Annotated in this window: 14 protein-coding genes; 4 read left to right on the top strand and 10 right to left on the bottom strand. The window is 66.0% G+C overall.

From position 1 onward, the window contains the following. The first annotated feature begins 40 nt into the window (after positions 1 to 40). On the top strand, positions 41 to 2,146 hold the full coding sequence (gene fusA / locus NJH59_RS16425; RefSeq protein WP_078481078.1) for an elongation factor G: 2,106 nt from the start codon (positions 41 to 43) through the stop codon (positions 2,144 to 2,146). 12 nt (positions 2,147 to 2,158) lie between these two features. Here the strand turns inward: fusA and NJH59_RS16420 are convergent, their stop codons facing one another. The 8 genes from NJH59_RS16420 to NJH59_RS16385 all read right to left on the bottom strand — a co-directional run bounded on the left by NJH59_RS16420 (position 2,159) and on the right by NJH59_RS16385 (position 14,796). After that, entirely contained in the window at positions 2,159 to 2,494 is a 336-nt protein-coding gene (locus NJH59_RS16420; RefSeq protein ID WP_058540413.1) for a hypothetical protein, read from the bottom strand. 94 nt (positions 2,495 to 2,588) lie between these two features. Continuing rightward, entirely contained in the window at positions 2,589 to 3,236 is a 648-nt protein-coding gene (locus tag NJH59_RS16415; protein WP_043861102.1) for a response regulator, read from the bottom strand. A 43-nt stretch (positions 3,237 to 3,279) separates the two neighbouring features. Further along, positions 3,280 to 5,661 carry an ATP-binding protein gene (locus tag NJH59_RS16410; RefSeq protein ID WP_253087027.1) on the bottom strand — a complete coding sequence of 794 codons (2,382 nt, stop codon included), beginning with the start codon at positions 5,659 to 5,661 and terminating at the stop codon, positions 3,280 to 3,282. Next, positions 5,658 to 8,459, bottom strand: coding sequence for an ATP-binding protein (locus NJH59_RS16405; RefSeq protein WP_253087026.1), 2,802 nt, complete (start codon positions 8,457 to 8,459; stop codon positions 5,658 to 5,660). The genes NJH59_RS16410 and NJH59_RS16405 overlap by 4 nt, the downstream gene beginning before the upstream one ends. Positions 8,460 to 8,598: 139 nt before the next feature. Continuing rightward, positions 8,599 to 10,224, bottom strand: coding sequence for a methyl-accepting chemotaxis protein (locus NJH59_RS16400; RefSeq protein WP_043861104.1), 1,626 nt, complete (start codon positions 10,222 to 10,224; stop codon positions 8,599 to 8,601). Between the two features lie 201 nt (positions 10,225 to 10,425). Then, the gene (locus tag NJH59_RS16395) at positions 10,426 to 11,229 is read right to left on the bottom strand and encodes a bifunctional diguanylate cyclase/phosphodiesterase (RefSeq protein WP_088514871.1); all 804 of its coding nucleotides are present in this window, start codon (positions 11,227 to 11,229) and stop codon (positions 10,426 to 10,428) included. A 164-nt stretch (positions 11,230 to 11,393) separates the two neighbouring features. Further along, positions 11,394 to 12,863 carry a SulP family inorganic anion transporter gene (locus tag NJH59_RS16390; protein WP_229590246.1) on the bottom strand — a complete coding sequence of 490 codons (1,470 nt, stop codon included), beginning with the start codon at positions 12,861 to 12,863 and terminating at the stop codon, positions 11,394 to 11,396. Between the two features lie 169 nt (positions 12,864 to 13,032). Beyond that, a complete protein-coding gene (locus NJH59_RS16385; protein WP_253087025.1) occupies positions 13,033 to 14,796 on the bottom strand; it encodes a S8/S53 family peptidase in 1,764 nt (587 codons plus the stop codon). 140 nt (positions 14,797 to 14,936) lie between these two features. Between NJH59_RS16385 and NJH59_RS16380 the strand changes: the two genes are divergently transcribed. The 3 genes from NJH59_RS16380 to NJH59_RS16370 all read left to right on the top strand — a co-directional run bounded on the left by NJH59_RS16380 (position 14,937) and on the right by NJH59_RS16370 (position 18,737). Next, positions 14,937 to 16,214: a bifunctional O-acetylhomoserine aminocarboxypropyltransferase/cysteine synthase gene (locus tag NJH59_RS16380; RefSeq protein WP_253087024.1), complete on the top strand. Its 1,278-nt coding sequence runs from the start codon at positions 14,937 to 14,939 to the stop codon at positions 16,212 to 16,214. Positions 16,215 to 16,337: 123 nt separating this feature from the next. After that, positions 16,338 to 18,284 (top strand): DNA topoisomerase III, encoded by a 1,947-nt coding sequence (locus tag NJH59_RS16375; RefSeq protein ID WP_100632478.1) that lies wholly within the window; start codon positions 16,338 to 16,340, stop codon positions 18,282 to 18,284. Between the two features lie 63 nt (positions 18,285 to 18,347). Then, positions 18,348 to 18,737, top strand: coding sequence for a VOC family protein (locus NJH59_RS16370; protein ID WP_054916504.1), 390 nt, complete (start codon positions 18,348 to 18,350; stop codon positions 18,735 to 18,737). A 58-nt stretch (positions 18,738 to 18,795) separates the two neighbouring features. On the opposite strand, the gene NJH59_RS16365 is transcribed toward NJH59_RS16370, so the two are convergent. Together NJH59_RS16365 and NJH59_RS16360 are read right to left on the bottom strand one after the other, a co-directional pair. After that, the gene (locus NJH59_RS16365; protein WP_043861111.1) at positions 18,796 to 19,740 is read right to left on the bottom strand and encodes a p-hydroxyphenylacetate 3-hydroxylase reductase component; all 945 of its coding nucleotides are present in this window, start codon (positions 19,738 to 19,740) and stop codon (positions 18,796 to 18,798) included. Positions 19,741 to 19,802: 62 nt separating this feature from the next. Then, entirely contained in the window at positions 19,803 to 20,972 is a 1,170-nt protein-coding gene (locus tag NJH59_RS16360; protein ID WP_196932787.1) for a p-hydroxyphenylacetate 3-hydroxylase oxygenase component, read from the bottom strand. Between the last annotated feature and the right edge of the window lie 189 nt (positions 20,973 to 21,161).

Here is a 21,161-nt window from a genome sequence, read left to right as displayed (position 1 = left end):
CGGGCCACAGGCTGCCCGCCTTTTGCACAGGTGAACGACCATGGCGCGCACCACCCCCATCGAGCTGTACCGCAATATCGGCATTGTCGCCCACGTCGACGCGGGCAAGACCACCACCACCGAACGCATCCTGTTCTACACCGGGGTCAACCACAAGATGGGCGAAGTGCACGACGGCGCCGCGACCATGGACTGGATGGCCCAGGAACAGGAGCGCGGCATCACCATCACCTCCGCCGCCACCACCGCCTTCTGGCAGGGCTCGACCAAGCAGTTCCCCGAGAAATTCCGCTTCAACATCATCGATACCCCCGGCCACGTCGACTTCACCATCGAGGTGGAGCGCTCGCTGCGCGTGCTCGATGGCGCTGTGGTGGTGTTCAGCGGCGCCGACGGGGTCGAGCCGCAGTCCGAGACGGTGTGGCGCCAGGCCAACAAGTACCATGTGCCGCGCCTGGCCTACGTCAACAAGATGGACCGCCAGGGCGCGGACTTCCTGCGCGTGGTCAAACAGATCGACAAGCGCCTGGGCCACCACCCGGTGCCGATCCAGCTGGCCATCGGCGCCGAGGAACACTTCATCGGCCAGATCGACCTGGTGAAGATGAAGGCCATCTACTGGAACGAGGCCGACAACGGCACCAGCTACCGCGAAGAGGCGATACCGGCCGACATGCTGGAGCTGGCCACCGAGTGGCGTGCGCACATGATCGAGGCCGCCGCCGAGGCCAACGACGAGTTCATGGAGCTGTACCTCAACGGCACCGAACTCGACAACGAGCAGATCAAGGCCGGGCTGCGCCAGCGCACCCTCAACAACGAGATCGTGCCGGCCATCTGCGGGTCGTCGTTCAAGAACAAGGGCGTGCCGCTGATGCTCGACGCGGTGATCGACTACCTGCCCGCCCCGTCCGAGATCCCCTCCATCAACGGCACCGACCCGGATCATGAAGACCGGCACCTGGAGCGCCATGCCGACGACAGCGAGCCGTTCTCGGCGCTGGCCTTCAAGATTGCCACCGACCCCTTTGTCGGCACCCTGACCTTCGCCCGGGTGTACTCCGGGGTACTGAACTCGGGCGATGCGGTACTCAACTCGGTCAAGGGCAAGAAGGAGCGCGTGGGCCGCATGGTGCAGATGCACGCCAACCAGCGCGCCGAGATCAAGGCGGTGTGCGCCGGCGACATTGCCGCACTGATCGGCATGAAGGACGTGACCACCGGCGACACTCTGTGCGACATCAACCAGCCGATCATCCTCGAACGCATGGACTTCCCAGACCCGGTGATCTCGGTGGCCGTGGAACCCAGGACCAAGGCCGACCAGGAGAAGATGGGCATCGCCCTGAGCAAGCTGGCCCAGGAAGACCCGTCATTTCGCGTGCGCACCGATGAAGAAACCGCGCAGACGATCATCTCCGGCATGGGCGAGTTGCACCTGGACATCATCGTCGACCGCATGCGCCGCGAATTCGGCGTCGAGGCCAATGTGGGCAAGCCGCAGGTGGCCTACCGCGAGAAAATCCGCAACACCTGCGAGATCGAAGGCAAGTTCGTGCGCCAGTCTGGCGGGCGCGGCCAGTACGGGCACTGCTGGATCCGCTTCGCCCCGGCCGAGGAAGGCAAGGAAGGCCTGGAGTTCGTCAACGAGGTGGTCGGCGGCGTGATACCGCGCGAGTACATCCCGGCGATCCAGAAGGGCATCGAGGAGCAGATGAAGAACGGCGTGCTGGCCGGCTACCCGCTGATCGGCCTGAAGGCCACGGTGTTCGACGGCTCGTACCACGACGTCGACTCCAACGAGATGGCGTTCAAGGTGGCGGCGTCGATGGCCACCAAGCAACTGGCGCAGAAAGGCGGCGCGGTGCTGCTGGAGCCGGTGATGAAGGTCGAGGTGGTGACCCCCGAGGAGTACCAGGGCGACATCCTCGGCGACCTCAGCCGGCGCCGCGGGCTGATCCAGGAAGGCGAAGACACCCCGGCCGGCAAGGTGATCCGCGCCGATGTGCCGCTGGGCGAGATGTTCGGCTATTCGACGCAGATGCGCTCGATGACCCAGGGCCGCGCCAGCTACACCATGGAGTTCACCAAGTATGCCGAGGCGCCGGCGAGCGTGGCCGATGCCATCATCAAAAAGCAGGGCTAGGTCGTCGCGCGATTACTGCACGGTCGACGCCCCGCCGACCCGGTCGCTGGGTGCAGGGATGTGCTGATTGCTGACCACCAGCTGCAGCAGGTGTGCACTTGGCCGGTAAAAGGGGCGCCTGCTCAGTGTGTGGTCAAGCCAGGCATTGAGCTCGTACAGGCGCACCGGTGCTTCACCCGGGTAGTCCGCCAGTACGGCGAGGACCATGTTCCACACCGCAGGGCTGCAACGCAGGCAACGGCTGTCGATGTACTGCCCTATGAACTGGCGAACATCCGCTGTCTCGCTGTGTGAAATGAAGATTGTCCGCACGCTGTCGGGGCATCGCTGCTCAAGATCGGGCGCCATGATTGCCTCCTGTGGAATGCTGCCGTCGCTTGACGCCATTGAACGATACAGCCGGGCCCCGTGCCATCAGGCAAACCTGAAAACGCGGGCACACCTACTGGAACAGGTTGGCCTCCAGGCAGTACGAGATCAGCTCCTGGTCGCTGCGCACATCCAGCTTGCGCATGGCCGCGATCTTTTGCGTGCTGATGGTCTTGGGGCTGCGATTCTGATTGATCGCGATGTCGCGCAGGCTCATGCCCGCCACGAACAGACGCAGGATCTCCACTTCGCGGGTGGAAAGCGAAGCCATGCGCTCGTCGATCTGGTAGCCGTTGTCGATCACCGAGTTCCGGTTCGCCGGCGCCAGCTTGTAGATGCGGTTCTGGCTCAAGGCTTCCAGTGCGCGCAGCAACTCTTCGTTCACCGTGCGCTTGTCGATCACGCCCGCCACGCCCAGATTGTACAGCCGCGTGAGGATGAGGCTGTTGGACACCATCGTCAGCACCAGCACGCGCAGCGCGGGGAAGTTGCGCGTCAGGTAGGTGATCAGCCGCAGGCCGTCGCCATACTGGGAACTCTCCGGCATGTTGTAGTCGGTGATCAGGATCTGGGGCTGCTTGTCGTGCAGCACGTTGATCAGTTCGGTGGAGCTGCCCGCTTCGCCAACCACCTCGAAGCGCGGGTCGGACTTGATGAGTTCGCGTACGCCAAACAGCACGATCGGGTGGTCATCGGCGATGACTACGGTGATTTTATGCATGATCGCTCCGGTGTGCACAAAGTGTGGCAAGTCTCGGCCCGGGTCATACCGACCTCATCATGTCGCAGAGCCGGTCGAGCGCCTGGTGAATATCATCAATCAAGGTGAGCTGCAGGCTGGGCGCGCGCAGGCGGTGCTCAAGCTCACCGAACAGCCTGGCCAGCGCGTGCGCCTGCACCACCGACAGTGCGCCACTGACACCATGCACTTTGTGCAGGACGTCGGTTTGCTCGCCGGCCGCCAGGGCCAGGCGAATGGCGCGGATGTCCTTCTCCATGGTACTCAAAAACAGGTCGCGCATGGCCGGCGACAACACGATGCCCGCTGCCGATGACTCCGCCTCGGCCAACTGCACCGACAGCTCTAGCGACGGCTGGCGCCCGGCCTCCTCGTGCGCCAGCGCCGGGGTGACATTGAGCAGCAGGTTGCGCAAGGTGGTCAGGCTCAGCGGCTTGACCACCCAGCAGGTCATGCCCGCTGCCTGGCAACGCTCGCCCTCGTCGCGCATGGCATTGGCGGTAACGCCGATGATCGGCGCCTTGGCGTTCTGCAGGCGTATCGCGCGCGCCAGCTCGTAGCCGTTCATGACCGGCATGTTGACATCGGTCAGCAGCACGTCGAAGCGGTACTTGCGCCACTGCTGCAGCGCCTGCTGGCCATCGCTGGCCAGTTCCACGGTGCAGCCCAGGGCTTCGAGTTGTTCCTTGAGAATGGCCTGGTTGATCAGGTTGTCCTCGGCCACTAGCACCTGCAGGCCAAGCGCCGGCAAGGCAGGGGCTGCGCCAGGCGGCGCGGGCTCGGTGACGCCGTTCTTTTCCATCAGCACGGCGCCGGCAATCGCCCGCACATGATTGGCGCTGACGCGCCAGCCCGCCTCCATCGGCTCGGGAACCTGCGGGCCGTCGTAGTCGCACAACAGGCGCCGGCCGTTCCAGTCCGGCAGCCACTTGCCGTTGCCCAGTACCTCGACCAGCAGCGCCCCGCTGTGCACCTCGTGCTGCGCGGCGCTGAGCACCGTAACCGTGGCATGCCAGCGCAGCAGCCAGCTGCCGATGTTCTCGGCCAGCTCCAGCACGGGCGCACGCACGTACACCTGCACGCCGCCGAGGTCGATGCCAGGTTCTGCCGGCAACGGCGTGTCCGGCAGCACGAACGGCAGGCGCACCGTGAAACTGCTGCCCAACCCCTGTTCGCTGACCACCTTCACCTCGCCGCCCATCAACGCACTGAAGCGGCTGCAGATCGACAGGCCAAGCCCGGTGCCGCTGACAAGGTTGTTCGCGCGGGCCTGGTAGAACGGCTCGAACAGGTGCAACTGCTGCTCCGGGGAAATGCCGATGCCGGTGTCGGTGACCTGGAGTTCCAGCATGATGTCTTGCCCTTCGCCCCTGGCCACGCGACAGCGCAGCACAACCCGCCCGATGTCGGTGAACTTGATCGCATTGCCCAGCAGGTTGTTGAGGATCTGCCAGATGCGCACCTCGTCCCCTACCAGCTGGTCGGGTATTTCCGGTGCCACGCAGGCATAGATCTGCAGGCCCTTTGCACGCGCGTTGGCGATGTGCGCGGACATCACGTCCTCGATCAGGCCCAATGGCGAAAAGGCCACCGACTCAAGGGTGAGTTGACCCGACTCGATCCTGGACACATCCAGCACATCGCTGATCAGTTGCAACAATGTGGAGGACGAGCGCTGGATGATGCTGAGGTAATCCATCTGGCGCTGGTCGAGGCCGGTCAGGCCGAGCAGCTCCAGGGTGCCCAATACGCCGTACAGCGGGGTGCGGATCTCGTGGCTCATGGTCGCCAGGAAGAGGGTCTTGGCTTCACTGGCCTTGTCGGCCATGGACTTGGCCTGGCTCAAGGCCACCGCGCGTTCCAGGTGTTCGGTGACGTCGGTGAACGCGCACAGCAGCACCTGCTGGTCCTGGTAGCGGGTCGAGGAGAAACTGAGCCGGAAACAGCGACCCTGCAGCACCATGCTCGCCTCGCCGCACAGTTCGATGCCGGGTTGGCGCGCCATCTCGACGATGGACTGCGCCACTTCGAGACTGTCCTTGGCACGCTGATTTTCCACCACCACCTGGTGGTCGTGCAGGCGGATGACAATCAGCCCGGCAGGTGCGCTTTCGATCACCGCCAGGCTGAACGCCTGGCTGTCGAGCAGCTCGCTCCGGGCCTGGCGAGCCGGCGCGATGACCTGCCGGCGATAGTGGTAGTACAGCCACCCCAGCAGGGCGCTGAGCAACGCAAATGCCAGCACGATGCGCAGCAGCGGTAAATTCGCCCCACGGATGAAGCTGACGCAATCGACGCAGTACTGCGCCGCCCATTGCTCGTGGGTCATCGCCAGCAGGAAGATCAGGGCAATGCCAAGCAGCAAGCCGATACCGAGGCGTAGGTAGCTTCTGGCCAACGACGTCACGCTCGCCTCTCTTCACGCTGGCAGTGCTGCAGGCAGGTGAACAGCGCACCAAGGCCGAAGGGTTTGACCAGCAGCTGCTGCATGCCTACCGCCAGGCACCGATCGCCCTCGTCGCGCATGGCATTGGCCGTGGCACCGATGATGGGCACCACGCAGCCTTGACGACGAAGGGCCTTGGCCAGGTCATAGCCGTTCATGCGTGGCATGTTGATGTCGGTGAGCACCACGTCGAACACCTCGTTCTGCCACAGCGCCAGGGCCTCATGCCCATCGCGGGCCAGGCCCACGCTGCACCCCAGCTCCTCCAGCTGGTCCTTGACGATCAGCTGGTTGATCACATTGTCTTCGGCGACCAGTACCCTCAGGTCCAGTTGCCGGGTGATCTCGTGCTCGATCCGGCCAGGCGCCGGGGGGGCGATGCCCTGGGCCTGGCTGACGGCCGCCAGCAGCCCGTTCAGATCGTTGAGCTTGACCCGCCAGTAGCGTTGCTGCGACGGCGGCTCGCACTCCTGCGGGCAGATCACTACACGCGGCCCGCTCCACTCCAGCAGGACGGGGTGCGCGGTGTGCGGGTGGGCCTCCACCAGCAGCACGTCATGCGCGGCCTGGATCTCGGGTGGCAGCCCGATATGGGTCTGCGCGCCCCAGCGCCGCAGCCAGCCACTGACGTATTCGGCCATTTCCAGCACCGGGGAATGCACGTAGATCATCTCGTCGGCCAGGCGCGGCGTATCGCTCGCCGGCATCGGGTACGAGCGCCCCAGCGGAATGCTCAAGGTAAAGCTGCTGCCCAGGCCCACGGCGCTGACCACGCGGATGCTGCCGTTCATCAAGGCGGCCAGGCGCTGGCAGATGGACAGGCCCAGGCCGGTGCCGGGCACCACGTTGGTCTTGGTCGAGGACTGGTAGAACGGCTCGAACAGCAAGGCCTGGTCGTCCGGGGCAATGCCCGGGCCGCTGTCGCTGACCTGCCAGAGGATGTCGGCCCGTTCCTCGGTCATCGAGCCGACCTTGGCACGCAGCACGATCTGCCCGCTCTCGGTGAACTTCACCGCATTGTTGAGCAGGTTGTTCAGCACCTGGCGAATGCGCGTTATGTCGCCACGCAACAGCGCCGGCATGTACGGGTCGACGAAGGCATACAGATACAACCCCTTGCTGCGCGCAGCACCGGCGTAGCTCTGGGTCACGTCGTGGATCAGCTCCAGCGGCGAGAACTCACTGGCCTCCAGGGCCAACTGACCGGCTTCGATCTTGGCCACATCGAGAACATCGCACACCAGGTTGAGCAGCGCTGCCGAGGAACTCTCGATGGCGTGCAGATAGTCTTTCTGCGGCCCCCTCAGCTCGGTACGGGCCAGCAGCTCCAGGGTTCCGAGCACGCCATACAACGGCGTGCGTATCTCGTGACTCATGGTCGCCAGGAACAGTGTCTTGGCTTCGTTGGCGGCATCGGCCATCTGCTTGGCCATGGTCATCGCGGCCTCGGCCTGCTTGCGCGTACTGATATCGCTGAAGGCGCAGAACAGCACATCCTCGCCGTTGTAGCGGGTGCGCACGAAGCTCAGGTGCAGGTGGCGACCGTCGCCGGCCTGGAACTCGTCGGACTGGACAATTTCGCGGTCGCTGAAGGCTTGTTCGATCCAGCCGTGGCACAGGCGCTCGCGCTCCTTGCACTCGCCCAGCCACTGCTGCGACAAGGTGTTCTCCAGTACCACCTGGCCATCCGCGCGGCGCAGCACGCACAGCGCCACCGGGGCGGTCTGGATGATCGCGCGGTTGAACGCTTCACTTTCGATCAGTGCATCGATGCGCTGGGTCGCCGGGGTGATCAGGCGCCGTTCGACGCGCGTCACCAGGCGCCCCACCAGCACGCCGATCAGCAGGATGAGGGCGCTGGCAGCCAGCAACGGCCACCACAACACCTTGAGCAAGGCCTCCAGCCCAATGGCATAGAACAGCTTCCAATCCGAGTAGCCCAGCTTCTTGCGCATCACCAGCTGGTCGGGCCAGAAGCCTTCCCCGGAGAAGCCGAAGTCATGGCCTGTCTCCAGCTTCGGCAAGGGCAGCGACGGGTACACGCTCGACACGCTGCGCATCATCACATCGCCTCTGGGGTTGAGCATCATGAACTGCCCTGCCGCGTCATCGTGCAGCGTGCTGGCCACGTCGCTGGCATCCATCTCCATGCCGAGCCAGCCCGATCGGGGCTGGTGGAAATCCACCCGCACGAACAGATACAGCCGCGGCGTCGACGCCTGCTGATCGCTGAGCCAGACCGCCTGGTCCGCCTCGGGCAGGGTGGGATCAATACGCTGCAGGCGGCTCAGCACCGCGCCAGGGATCGGCGTATCGAAGCTGACCGTGCGGTTCAGGTACACCACGCGGGCCGCCACCTGATCGGCGACGTACAGCAGGTTGATGCGGTTTGTCGTGAGGAAATCCACCATGCGCCCGGACAACTGCAGGTCCCAGCGGAGATCGTCACCGGGCTGTCGGTGGCCGACCTGTTGCGCCACCGCGAACTGTTGCGCAGGTGGCTTCGCCACCGCCGACAGCGCGAGGCTCTTGAGCAGCGCCTCGCGCTGGGTGAAGAACACCCGTGCATTGGCGATGGCATCGCTCATGAGCCCCTGACGACGGGAGACTTCGTTTCTGAGAATCGAGCTCAGGGAAATGATCGCACCCACCACCATGCCCAGCACCAGTAACTGGGCGAACAATCGCAGCAGCCGGCGCACAGCCTTGGGGGTGGAGAAGAACGAGTCGGTGGGTTGCAGGAAATGCTTCAATTTCATGGCGCCAGCTTAAGTGCCCTTTGCTGCGCAGCACTATCAGGCAAGCCTTAAAAATGCGCCCCAGCACAGCCAGGGCGCTTGGCTCAGCTCGATGTACCGCCGCGAATGCGCATGCCGTGGCTGGTGCACGGGCGCGGTTTCACGTGGTGAAACGCCGGGTCAGGTCGGCCATGGCAATCGCCAGCCTGGACAGCTCGTTGCTTGCAGTGGCCGTCTGGCTGGCGCCGTCGGAGGTCTGCACCGAGTGATCGCGAATGCTCACCAGGTTGTGGTCCACCGAACGTGCCACCTGCGCCTGCTCTTCGGAAGCGGTTGCAATCAGGAAGTTGCGGTCGTTGATCTCGGTGATCGAACGGGCAATCGCATCCAGTGCGGCGCCGGCTTCCTGCGCGATCCCCAGGGTGTCCTGGGCATTGACGCGGCTTTGCGACATCGCCGTTACCGCCTGCTCGGCCCCCGCCTGGATGTCGGCGATCATGGTCTCGATTTCCTTGGTGGACTCCTGGGTGCGGTGGGCCAGTGCCCTCACCTCGTCGGCCACCACGGCGAACCCGCGCCCCTGGTCACCGGCCCTGGCAGCCTCGATGGCAGCATTGAGGGCCAACAGGTTGGTCTGCTCGGCAATCGCGCGAATCACGTCCAGCACCTTGCTGATGTTCTGTGCCCTGTTCGCAAGGCCTTCGACTTCCCCGCTGGTGGACTCGACAATCGTTGTCAGGTTCTGGATGGCGACAACCGCCTGGGTCACCCGCTCGGAACCGGTGCGGGTCGAACTGGCGGACTGCTGGGTGACTTCCGACGCGGAGGCTGCGTTGCGCGCCACCTCTTCGACCGCAACCGTCATCTCGTTCACGGCGGTGGCGGCCTGTTCGATTTCATCGCTCTGCTGCTGCAGCCCGCGGCTCGATTCCTCGGCCACCGAATGCATCTGTTCGGCCGCTGCGGCCAACTGGTTCGACGAGTCGCCCATCAGACGAATGGTGTCACGCAGGCTGGCCTGCATGCTCGCGGTCGAGGCCATCAGGTCGGTCAGCTCGTCCTTGCCGGACATCGGCACGACACTGCGCAGGTCCCCTTCGGCAATCCGCTGGTTGATCCCCAGCACCGCCAGCAACGGTACGGTGATGCTGCGCGCAAACAGAACCCCCATCAGGATGCTCAACACCACGACCACGCTGATGATCACGATCACGGTCTTCACCGAGCTCTGATAGATGGCCTCGGACTCGATCCCCGATTGGCGGGCACCTTCGCGGTTGATGTCCATCATCTTGCCGATAACGACCTGCAGGCTGTTCGCCAGCGGCCGAGTCGTCTGGTTGAGGTACTCGGTGGCTTCGGCGGCGTGGTCGGCCTGCACCCGCTCCAGAAAGCTGTCCAGCTGCCCTATGTAGTTGGCGATCCCTGTCTTGACATCGTCGTAGGCCGCTTGTTCGTCCGGGCTGGACACCTGGTGACGATAGTCGGTGACCGCCTTGTCGAGCTCGCTGCGTGCACCGGTGATGGTCTCGATGGACATCTTCCTGATCGCTGGGTCATCGGTACTGAGGAGGCGATAGCTTTCAAGCCGCAGGCGCAGCACCAGCGCGTCGATCGCGCCTCCCTGGCGCACGCTTTCCATCCAGTTCTTCTCGATTTCCAGGGCAGCGGCACGCACTCGGCCCATTTGCATGATGGAAACCACACCCAGGACAATGACCAGCACGTTCAATACGAAAAACACCAGTATTGCTCGATGGCCCAGCCTGAAATTTCTAAGCAGCATGTTCAATCCCTCATAGAAACAAGCAGAAAATCGGAGGCACCCGACTCCGCGTCGTTGCTGGTGGGGACTTTAATGAGGGCGTTTGAAATAGCCTATCAGGCAAGCCTGAAAACGGGCCTGCACACCGCCCTCCAATGATCGGCGATCGAGGTACGCCCACACTCCGAGCGGCCAGGCTCCCTTGCGTGGCGGTGGCAGCCGCTAGTTGAACAGGCGTTGCAACTCCGTCGGCGGCAAGGGCCGGCTGAGCAGGTAACCCTGCGCGTAATGGCAGCCCTGGCCCACGATGAAGTCCAGGTGGTCAGCCTCCTCGACGCCTTCGGCAACCACTTCGAAGCCCAGCTCGCACCCCAGCCCGATGATTGCACGACAGATCGCGTGCAGCTTGCCGCTCTGGGGCTGGCCGCTGACGAAGCTTCTGTCGACCTTGAGGATGCTCAATGGAAAACGCAGCAGGCAACTCAGGGCTGAGTAGCCGGTGCCGAAATCATCCAGCGCCAGCCGCACACCCATGCTCACCAGTTCATCGAGGCAGGCCTTGACCTGGGCACTGTCACTGACCCACTGGCTTTCGGTGATTTCCAGGATCAGGCTCGCCGGCGGCAGCCCGCAGGCCTGCAGAACGCGCCGCACCGAGGCGGCGAAGCCGACCTGCTCCAGCTGCAGGCTGGAGACGTTGACCGAACAGTGCAGCTGCCCCTGCCCGGCCAGCTGCCAGTCGCGGACCTGTCGACAGGCGCGCTGCAGCACCCACTCGCCAACCGGTACGATCTGCCCGGTGGCTTCAAGGGTGGGGATGAACGCCAGCGGCGGCACCAGTTGCCCGGCAGATCGCCAGCGCAGCAGCGCCTCGACACCCGCGATGTAGGGGCGGCCCTGATCGACGCGGTAGAGCGGTTGATAATGCAGTTCGAACTGATCCCGCTCCAGGGCCCTTCCGAGGTCCGACTGCAACGACGTACTCGCGACGGGCGTCGAGACCACGTAAAGCGCCGACTGATTCATCACTCACCCCTCCCACGCAGGCGTGCCATAGCCCATCCACCGCTTCGAAAGACTCCTCCAATCAACAGGCTTGCCGTCAGAGAACGTCACTCCCGTGACAGGCCAATGTTCAGGCACATGCCGCAGCGCGGACCATCAGCAGATCCTTAAAAATGCGCGTGGGCTCAGGCGGTGTGCTGCTCCCCCGCACGCCTGAGCAGTTGCTTGCAGCGCTCGGTCAGGTGCACCACGCGCAGGTGCTTGCCGGCCTTGGCATAGCGCTCGCGCAGGGTCTTGATGGCAGCGATCGCCGAGTAGTCGACCACCCGCAGGTGGGCGCAGTCCAGGGTCACCTCGGCCGGGTCGTCGGCCGGGGTGAACTGGTTCAGAAAGGTGGTGACCGACGCAAAGAACAGGGTGCCGTGCACGCGGTACAGCTTGCTGCCGTCGGCGTGCACGTCGCTGTCGGCGTACAGCTCGCGGGCCTGCTGCCAGGCAAAGTTCAGGGCGGCGATGATGATGCCGAACATCACGGCAGCCGCCAGGTCGGTGAACACCGTGACCACGGTGACCGCCACGATGGTCAGCACGTCGTTCACCGGCACCTTGTGCAGCACCCGCAGCGATGCCCAGGCGAAGGTCTGCTGCGCCACCACGAACATCACCCCCACCAGTGCCGCCAGCGGAATGCGCTCGATCAGCGGCGCGAGAAACAGCACGAACATCAGGATCATCACCCCGGCCACGGCGCCCGACAGCCGGCCGCGCCCGCCGGAGCCGAGGTTGATCACGGTCTGCCCGATCATCGCGCAGCCGCCCATGCCGCCGCACAGGCCCGAGACCATGTTGGCCGCGCCCAGCGCCACACATTCGCGGTCGGGGTGGCCGCGGCTCTCGGTGATTTCGTCGGTGAGGTTGAGGGTGAGCAGGGTTTCGAGCAGGCCGACCATGGCCATCAGTACTGCGTATGGCGCGATGATGCGCAGGGTGTCGAGGGTCCATGGCACCTCGGGCAGGGCCAGGCCCGGCAGGCCGCCGGCGATGTGCGCCATGTCGCCCAGGGTGCGGGTGGGCAGGTCGAACAGGTACACCAGCAGGCCCACGCCGAGAATCGCCACCAGCGCCGGCGGCACGGCGCGGGTCAGGCGTGGCAGCACGTAGACGATGGCCATGGTCAGTGCCACCAGGCCGAGCATCAGGTACAGCGCATTGCCGGCAAGCCAGGCCTGGCCGGACTTGAAGTGTTCGAGCTGGGCCAGGGCAATCACGATGGCCAGGCCGTTGACGAAGCCGAGCATCACCGGGTACGGCACCAGGCGCACCAGCTTGCCCAGGCGCAGCAGGCCGAACAGCAGCATCACCAGCCCGCCCAGCAGCACCGTGGCCAGCAGGTATTGCACGCCGTGCTGCACCACCAGCGCGACGATCACCACCGCCATCGAGCCGGCGGCGCCGGAAACCATGCCCGGGCGCCCACCGAACAGTGCGGTCAGGGTGCAGATGATGAAGGCGCCGTACAGGCCCATCAGCGGGTTCAGGTGCGCAACCAGGGCGAAGGCGATGCACTCGGGCACCAGGGCGAAGGCGGTGGTGAGGCCTGCGAGCACGTCGGCGCGCACGGGGGCGAGTCGGAAGGGTTTGCGTGTGGGCTGCATCGGGGTTCCAATCGGCAGGGCATCGCCTGCGGGGGTGACAGGGCATCGAGGGGGTGCAAAAGGTTGGCTAGCTTACCTCAAACACAAACGGCGTCGCAGCCATCGCGGGGCAAGCCCGCTCCCACAGGACTGTGCAGAGCGGGCTGGACCCGCGATAAAGGCGACACCCTCATCGCACCCGGTCGCGGCTCTGCACCGCCAGGTCCAGGGCCTTGTGCATGTCCAGCCGCGCCGAGCGGCCGACGTCCTTGTCATTGAGCTGGTAGTTGCGCTCGGACGGCAGGATCGGCGCGGTCAGGTCTTCGGCGTCCATCGGCTCGAAGTCGCCCTCGCTGCCCAGGGTCATGGCGCTGCGGCGCAGCAACAGGCGCAGTTGCTCGGGCTGCAGGCGCGGGTTGATCGAGAGCATGGCCGCCACCACCCCGGCCACCATCGGCGTGGCATAGGAGGTACCGCAGTGCACCTCGCCGCGCTGGTCGGCCTGCGCAGTGGACGCCTGCACGCAGGCGGCGGCGGTGATGTCCACGCGCGCGTCGATGTTGGAGGCGGCGCGCTTGACCACATAGGCCGGATCATCCACCGCCACCGGGCGCTCGCTGCGCTGGTGCCCGCCCACCACCAGCAACTGCTCGGTGACGAATGAGGACGGCAGGCGGTACTCGTCGGTACCCGAGTACGACGCGCCATTGCCCGCCGAGTTGATCACCACCACGTCCGGGTGCTCCTTGCGCAGCCACAGGAAGAACTCCTCCAGCAGCTCTTCATAGCCGCTCATGGCCAGGCCCGAGCGCACCAGCGAGTCGACCTCGTCGCCCTCGACGTTCTTCGCCCCCACCCGGTGGATGCCCCAGCTCCAGTTCAGCACCCGCACGCCGTCCTCCACCAGGTTGACCGAGGCGGCGATGTTGGCGGTGATGCCGGCGTCGGAATTGCGCTCCACGATCACCTCGAAGCCGGGGCTGGCCGGGTCGAGCCCGCGCAGAAAACCGGTATTGCCGCCCTGCTCCCAGCGCGCGGCCAGCACCCCGGCCACCGTGCTGCCATGCCCGTCGGGCTTGTCGGCGTCACGCGCGTACAGGCAGGTGCGTGGTCGCTCGCCGCGGCACGGGCCCAGGTAATCGGCGAAATCGGGGGCGTCGAAATCCACGTCGCGCTCGATCACGCCGATGCGTACCGGGCTGACCGGTACCGCCGCATCGCGGGCAGGGATGCGCCGCTGGTAGAAGTTGACCGCGTCCATGAAGCGGTTGGCGGCCCATTCCTCGCCGCCGGGCCGGGCCTGCGCATCTGCGGGTTCGCGCTCCTCGCCCTTTTCCGGCGCGGACTCCTCGATCACCACGGCGTCCACGCTGACCTCGCTGCCCAGGCGCAGCACCATGGCATCGCGCTGCACCAGGTCACTGACCGGCAGGCGCAGCTGGTAGACGTTCAGCGGCGCGATCGCCCCCACCACCTTGGCGCCGTACTTGTCGGCCAGGCGCCGGGCCTCCTGCAGGCCGTCGTGGCGCTCTTCGATCAGCAGGCTGACCAGGTCGACATAGGTGGTCAGGCCGTCCATGTTCTTCGCCACCTCGCCCGGCCCGGCGGGCACCACATGGCTGGCCTTGAGCGACAGCCACACCGGGTTGCTGGCCTGGCCGCCCGCGTCCTGCAGCCACAACGGGCCGCTGTCCAACCGCGCCGTATCGAGGTTCAGCCGCAGCGTATCGCCATCGCGGGTGACACGGGCGGCGGGCAGCACGTGCCCGTCCAGATGCACCCCGGGCGTGCCCTGCGCCAGGCCGCGGGTGCTCACGCACCACTGCTGCTGCACCGCGCTCAGCACATCGCCACAGCGCTGCAGGCCGGTGATGCGCAAGGGCTCGGCGGCGATGGCCAGGGTGCTGGCCAGGGCCAGCAGGGCGAAACCGGGTGCAATCAGGTGGGGCAGCATGGGCGACTCCGTTGCAGGGTGGCAGACAATGACCATCCGACCGGCTGGCGCAGGTCATCGTTCAGCGGGGCAAGGCTTGACCCCGCGTTTGCGCGCCGCGCATGCTTCGGCCTCCACGACTTTCAAGGAACGACTGCATCATGAAGCTGGAAACCTTGGCGATCCATGCGGGCTTCAGCCCCGATCCGACCACCAAAGCGGTTGCGGTGCCGATCTACCAGACCACCTCGTTCGCCTTCGATGACACCCAGCATGGTGCCGACCTGTTCGACCTCAAGGTGGCCGGCAACATCTACAGCCGCATCATGAACCCCACCAACGATGTGCTGGAACAGCGCATGGCCGCGCTGGAAGGCGGCGTGGGCGCACTGGCGGTGGCCTCGGGCATGGCGGCGATCACCTACGCCATCCAGACCGTGGCAGAGGCCGGCGACAACATCGTCTCGGTGGCCAAGCTGTATGGCGGCACCTACAACCTGCTGGCCCATACCCTGCCGCGCTTCGGCATCCAGACCCGCTTCGCCGCCCATGACGACATCGCCGCCCTCGAGGCGCTGATCGACGACAAGACCAAGGCGGTGTTCTGCGAGTCGATCGGCAACCCGGCCGGCAACATTGTCGACCTGCGCGCGCTGGCCGATGCCGCGCACCGCCATGGCGTGCCGCTGATCGTCGACAACACCGTGGCCACGCCGATCCTGTGCCGCCCGTTCGAGCACGGCGCCGACGTGGTGGTGCACTCGCTGACCAAGTACATCGGCGGCCACGGCACCAGCATCGGCGGCATCGTGATCGACTCGGGCAACTTCCCGTGGGCTGACCACAAGCAGCGCTTCGCCCTGCTCAACACCCCCGACCCGTCCTACCACGGCGTGACCTACACCGAGGCCTTCGGCCCGGCGGCGTTCATCGGGCGCTGCCGCGTGGTGCCGCTGCGCAACACCGGCGCGGCGCTGTCGCCGTTCAACGCCTTCCTGATCCTGCAGGGGCTGGAGACCCTGTCCCTGCGCATGGAGCGTCACACCGAGAACGCCCTGAAGGTGGCCCACTACCTCCAGGGTCACGAGCAGGTGGCGTGGGTCAAGTACGCCGGCCTGCCGGACCACCCCGAGCACGCGCTGGCGCTGCGCTACACCGAGGGCAAGCCGGCGTCGATCCTGTCGTTCGGGATCAAGGGCGGCCAGGAGGCCGGTGCACGCTTCATCGACGCACTCAAGCTGGTGGTGCGCCTGGTGAACATCGGCGATGCCAAGTCGCTGGCCTGCCACCCGGCCTCCACCACCCATCGCCAGTTGAACGACGAAGAGCTGGAAAAGGCCGGCGTGCCGCGTGACATGGTGCGCCTGTCGATCGGCATCGAACACAGCGACGACATCCTGGCCGACCTGGCCCAGGCACTGGAAGCGTCGCGCGGCTGAGGCATCGGCGGGCAGGCAAGCGCTACACATTCATCTGTATATCCATACAGATAAACCTTGCCTGCATCGCCAATCCTGCGCATTCTAGGGCCCATCACAGCCCGACCAAGAGCTCACCCGGCCATGCGCCTGTACCTCTGCGAAAAACCCTCCCAGGCCAAGGACATCGCCAAGGTCCTTGGCGCCAGCCGCCGCGGCGACGGTTGCTGGGTCGGCACGGGCGTCACGGTGACCTGGTGCATCGGCCACCTGCTCGAAACCGCCCCGCCCGACGCCTACGATGCCCGTTACAAGCGCTGGTCGCTGGCCGACCTGCCGATCATCCCGGCGCAATGGAAAATGCTGGTAAAACCCAGGACGGCCGCCCAGTTCAAGGCGGTCAAGCGCCTGCTCGGCGAGGCGGCCGAACTGGTGATTGCCACCGACGCCGACCGCGAGGGCGAAATGATCGCCCGCGAGCTGGTGGAGCACTGCCGCTATCGCGGGCCGATCCAGCGCCTGTGGCTGTCGGCGCTGGACGACGCCTCGATCCGCAAGGCCCTGGCCGCCCTCAGGCCCGGCGCCGCCACCTTCAACCTGTACCACTCGGCCCTGGGCCGCTCGCGTGCCGACTGGCTGATCGGCATGAACATGAGCCGGCTGTTCACCCTGCTCGGCCGCCAGTCCGGCTATCAGGGCGTGTTGCCGGTGGGCCGGGTGCAAACCCCGACACTGCGCCTGGTGGTGGACCGCGACCGCAGCATCGCCGATTTCGTGCCGGTGCCGTTCTGGGCCATCGATGTGCAGTTGCGCAGCGCCGGCGAGGTGTTCAATGCCCAGTGGCGTGCGCCCGACGAGCTGTGCGACGACCAGGGCCGCTGCCTGAACCAGGCGTTCGCGCAGCAGGCGGCTGCGGCCATCCAGGCGGCGCCCACGGCGCGCCTTTTGACGCTGACCACCGAGCGCGTGCGCGAGGCAGCGCCGCTGCCCTTCGACCTGGGCACCCTGCAGGAGCTGTGCTCGAAGAAATTCGGCCTGGGCGCCCAGGAAACCCTCGACATCGCCCAGGCGCTGTACGAAACCCACAAGGTCATCACCTACCCGCGCAGCGACTGTGGCTACCTGCCCCTGAGCCAGCACGCCGAGGCGCCGGCGATTCTTGCCGCGCTGGGGCGCGCCGACCCGAGCCTGGCGCCCTTGCAGCCGCACCTGCAGGCGCAACGCCGCTCACGCGCGTGGAACGACGCCAAGGTCAGCGCCCACCACGGCATCATCCCCACCGCCGCCGCGCTCGACCCGGCGCGCCTGCCGCCCAAGCACAAGTCGGTGTACGTGCTGATTCGTGCCCGCTACCTGGCGCAGTTTCTGCCCAACCATGAATACGACCGCACCCAGGCCGACTTCGATTGCGCCGGGCAGGCGCTGCGTGCGGTGGGCAAGCAGATCGTCGAGCCGGGCTGGCGGCGCGCGCTGCCCGAAGCCCTGACCCCGCCCAAGGGCCGCGAGGCGCCGGTGGCGCAAGTGCTGCCGGCATTGCACGAGGGTCAGCTGTGCGAGGTGGCCGGGGTCAACCTCAAGGACCTGTGGACCCAACCGCCCAAGCCCTTCACCGAAGGCGACCTGATCAAGGCGATGAAGAACGTCGCCAAGCTGGTGGACGACCCGCGCCTTAAACAGAAGCTCAAGGACACCACCGGCATCGGCACCGAAGCGACCCGCGCCGGGATCATCCAGGGCCTGCTCGACCGGGGCTACCTGGTCAAGCAGGGCAAGGCGCTGTCGGCCACGCCGGCGGCGTTCAGCCTGATCGACGCGGTGCCAAGGGCGATTGCCGACCCTGGCACCACGGCGATCTGGGAGCAGGCGCTGGACATGGTGCAGAGCGGCGAAATGAGCCTGGAAGCGTTCGTGGCCAAGCAGTCGGCGTGGATGAGCAAGCAGGTGGAGCGCTGCTCGGGCATGAGCCTGCGCATTTCAGGGCCGCCGGTGCCGGCCGGGCGCGGCGGCGCGCCGTGGAAGAAGAAGCGCAAGAGCAGCGCCACGGCCGGCAAGCGACCCCGTGCCACCAAAGCGAAAAAAACCGGGGCTTAGGCCCGTGCCGGCTGCTTCGCCGGCAAGGCCGGCCCCTACAGAAACCACCGACAAGGAATGTGTATGAAACTGGGCTACACCATCGTTTATGTACCCGATGTCGAGGCATCGTTGAGCTTCTTCGAGAATGCCTTCGGCCTGAAGCGTCGTTTTCTGCATGAGTCCGGCGATTACGGCGAGCTGGACACCGGGCCAACCACCCTGGCCTTCGCGTCGCTGGAACTGGGCGAGTCGAATTTCCCGGAAGGTTTCGTTGCCGCCAGCAACAGCCACAAGCCCCTGGGCATGGAGATCGCGCTGGTGACCGAGAAGGTCGCGGCGGCCCACGCCAATGCCCTGGTCAACGGCGCCGAGGAAATCAGGGCGCCGCAGAGCAAGCCCTGGGGCCAGACGGTTTCCTACTTGCGCTGCCCGGCCGGGGTGCTGGTGGAGCTGTGCTCGCCGATGGGTTGAAAGCGCTTGGCCAGCAAGGCTGGCGCCTACAGGGGCCGTCCTTGGCAAAGCCTTTGGCTCACGCGCGAATCACTGCCTTGAGCACCGTCTTGAACGTCTCGATCTGCTCGTCGCTGAACGCGGCAAATACCGTGTCCTGCTGCTCGCGCGCAATCGTCCACAGGGCCTCGGTCTGGTCGATGCCGGCCACGCTCAGGCGCACATGCCCGGCCGCCTCGCTGTCGCACACCAGCCCCTTGCGCTTGAGGTTGGCCACCGCCTCGTCGATCTCTCGCGCCGGCATCGCCACCTCGCGCTGCAGGTCGGCCAGGTTCAACCCCGCATCGTTCTCCAGCACCATCAGCATGCGCGCCTCGCTGGTGCGCAAGCCACTGGACAGCTGGCGCGGCTGGTAACTGGCTTGGTAGGCACGCAGCGCCTGGGTCATCAGGTAGTACAGGTTGTGGCTCAGGCGCCCCTGAAAATGGCTGCTGGGGGCCTGCCCCTCTTCGCGTCGGGTCATGCGGGTGTGCGGCAGCACCATCGAGTACGCACCCTGGTGGTAGAGCAACGGCGAACGCCCGCCATCGTCGAACGCTACCACCTTGCCCAGCATGATCCAGTGGTCACCGCCGTCGAGCAGCTGATGGCGTTCGCACTGGAAGCACGCGGCGCAATCGGCCAGCAGCGGTGCGCCCCCCTCGCCCGCCCGGTGCTCGATGCCGGCAAAGCGGTCCTCCCGTGGCTTGGCGAAGTTGTTCGACAGCTCGATCTGGTCGGCGGCCAGGATATTCACCGCAAAGTGGCTGGCGGCCTCGAACACCGCGAGGCTGCTGGAGCGCTTGTCCAGGCTCCAGAGGATCAGCGGCGGGTCCAGCGAGACCGAATTGAAGCTGTTGGCCGTGACCCCGACCTTGTTGCCCGCGGCATCGGCGGCGGTGACCACGGTGACGCCGGTGGCGAAGTTGCCCAGGGCGCGGCGGAACGCGCGGCTGTCGAAGGCCACGGCAGGTTCAGTAGACATGCAAGACTCCCCGGCTGCCGCCAGGGCAGCCGTACGTTGTTGTTATGGGCAGGGCGCGGTGTTCACACCATGCTCGGGTCGGGCTCCAGGCCCATCAGCTCGCGACCGAGGATCTGCGCGCAGACGTCGTAGTCGGTGTAGGCATGGGCGCCGGTCATGTGCGAGTCGCGCCACAGGCGCTGCATCTCGTTGGCCTCGAACCAGGCGGTGCCGCCCGCGGCTTCGAACAGGCGATCCACGGCCTGGATGCACATCTTCACCGCGTAGCCCTGGTTGGTGCGCCAGAACGCCAGGGTCTCGCGGCTGGGGTACTGGTGGCGGGCGCTGTGGTCGGCGTGCTCCTGCCAGGTTTTTTCGAGAAAGGCCCGCGCAGCGGCCACCTGGTGGGTGGACTCGGCCAGGCGCATCAATGCGGGGGTGGCTGCGCCAACCGCAGCGCCGGTGTAGGCGCGCACGCGGTTGGCGGTCTTCTCGCGGAAGGCCTGGAGCATGCGCTCGGCCACCCCCAGGCTGACCGTGGAAAAGCCACTGGCGAAGTACGGCCGGTACGGCGAATAGAACACCTTGCTGTCCGGGTACAGGCCGAAGCCGGCGGACTTGCCTTCCATCATGTCCTTGGCTTTCTGGATGCGGTACTCGGGCACGAAGGCCTTGTCGATGAGCAGGGTCTTGGTGCCGCTGCCCTTCATGCCCGCAGCGTGCCAGTCGTCGCGGATCACGTAGTCGCTGCGCGGCAGCACGGCGAAGCAGTAGTCCTGGGTGCCTTCGGCGTTGGCGCGGCGACAGCCGACGATGGCCCATTCGGCATGGTCGCTGCCGCTGCTCCAGCCCATCTCGCCGCTGAACAGCAGGCCGCCCTCGACCTCCTCGATACGCCCGAACGGCGCGATGCTGCTGCTGGCAGTGGCGTCGCGGTCGGTGCCCCAGATCTCTTCCTGCAACCGGGCCGGGAACATCGCCAGCTGGTGGCTGTGGGTGCACAGCAGGCTCATGGCCCAGGCGGTACTGGCACAGGCACCGGCCAGCGCGGCGATGCAGTCGGCGAATTCGGGCAGGGAAATTTCCAGGCCGCCATACAGCTTGGGCTGGAAGGCGCGGTGCAGGCCGATGCCCTTGAGCAGCGCGATGTTTTCGGCGGGTACCTGGCGATCCTGCTCGGCACGGACGGCGTTGGCAGCGATGGTCGGCAACAGTGGCTTGAGGTCTTCAAGCAGCGGGTTTGGCTTTTTCATGGAGGGCCCTGCTTATTATTGGATGTCCGGGCCGGGCTGCGAGGTGGGCAGCTGGCGGCGGATGCAGGGCCAGTATGGGATGGGTGTGACGGGGGGAAAATGCACCTTCCAGAGGCAAGGTTGTACTTTTCATGGGCCCCTTCGCCGGCAAGGCCGGCGCCTGCTATTGGTAGGAGCCGGCCTTGCCGG

Source organism: Pseudomonas sp. VE 267-6A, assembly GCF_024126555.1.
Classification (GTDB): domain Bacteria; phylum Pseudomonadota; class Gammaproteobacteria; order Pseudomonadales; family Pseudomonadaceae; genus Aquipseudomonas; species Aquipseudomonas palmensis.
The sequence above is the reverse complement of the archived record's forward strand: the minus strand, read 5'-3'. Positions and strand labels throughout refer to the sequence as shown.

What these genes read in the sequence shown, in the direction of transcription:
- fusA (WP_078481078.1), top strand. Translation starts at nt 41, where the DNA reads ATGGCGCGCACCACCCCCATCGAGCTGTACCGCAATATCGGCATTGTC.
- NJH59_RS16420 (WP_058540413.1), bottom strand. Translation starts at nt 2,494, where the DNA reads ATGGCGCCCGATCTTGAGCAGCGATGCCCCGACAGCGTGCGGACAATC.
- NJH59_RS16415 (WP_043861102.1), bottom strand. Translation starts at nt 3,236, where the DNA reads ATGCATAAAATCACCGTAGTCATCGCCGATGACCACCCGATCGTGCTG.
- NJH59_RS16405 (WP_253087026.1), bottom strand. Translation starts at nt 8,459, where the DNA reads ATGAAATTGAAGCATTTCCTGCAACCCACCGACTCGTTCTTCTCCACC.
- NJH59_RS16400 (WP_043861104.1), bottom strand. Translation starts at nt 10,224, where the DNA reads ATGCTGCTTAGAAATTTCAGGCTGGGCCATCGAGCAATACTGGTGTTT.
- NJH59_RS16395 (WP_088514871.1), bottom strand. Translation starts at nt 11,229, where the DNA reads ATGAATCAGTCGGCGCTTTACGTGGTCTCGACGCCCGTCGCGAGTACG.
- NJH59_RS16390 (WP_229590246.1), bottom strand. Translation starts at nt 12,863, where the DNA reads ATGCAGCCCACACGCAAACCCTTCCGACTCGCCCCCGTGCGCGCCGAC.
- NJH59_RS16385 (WP_253087025.1), bottom strand. Translation starts at nt 14,796, where the DNA reads ATGCTGCCCCACCTGATTGCACCCGGTTTCGCCCTGCTGGCCCTGGCC.
- NJH59_RS16380 (WP_253087024.1), top strand. Translation starts at nt 14,937, where the DNA reads ATGAAGCTGGAAACCTTGGCGATCCATGCGGGCTTCAGCCCCGATCCG.
- NJH59_RS16375 (WP_100632478.1), top strand. Translation starts at nt 16,338, where the DNA reads ATGCGCCTGTACCTCTGCGAAAAACCCTCCCAGGCCAAGGACATCGCC.
- NJH59_RS16370 (WP_054916504.1), top strand. Translation starts at nt 18,348, where the DNA reads ATGAAACTGGGCTACACCATCGTTTATGTACCCGATGTCGAGGCATCG.
- NJH59_RS16365 (WP_043861111.1), bottom strand. Translation starts at nt 19,740, where the DNA reads ATGTCTACTGAACCTGCCGTGGCCTTCGACAGCCGCGCGTTCCGCCGC.
- NJH59_RS16360 (WP_196932787.1), bottom strand. Translation starts at nt 20,972, where the DNA reads ATGAAAAAGCCAAACCCGCTGCTTGAAGACCTCAAGCCACTGTTGCCG.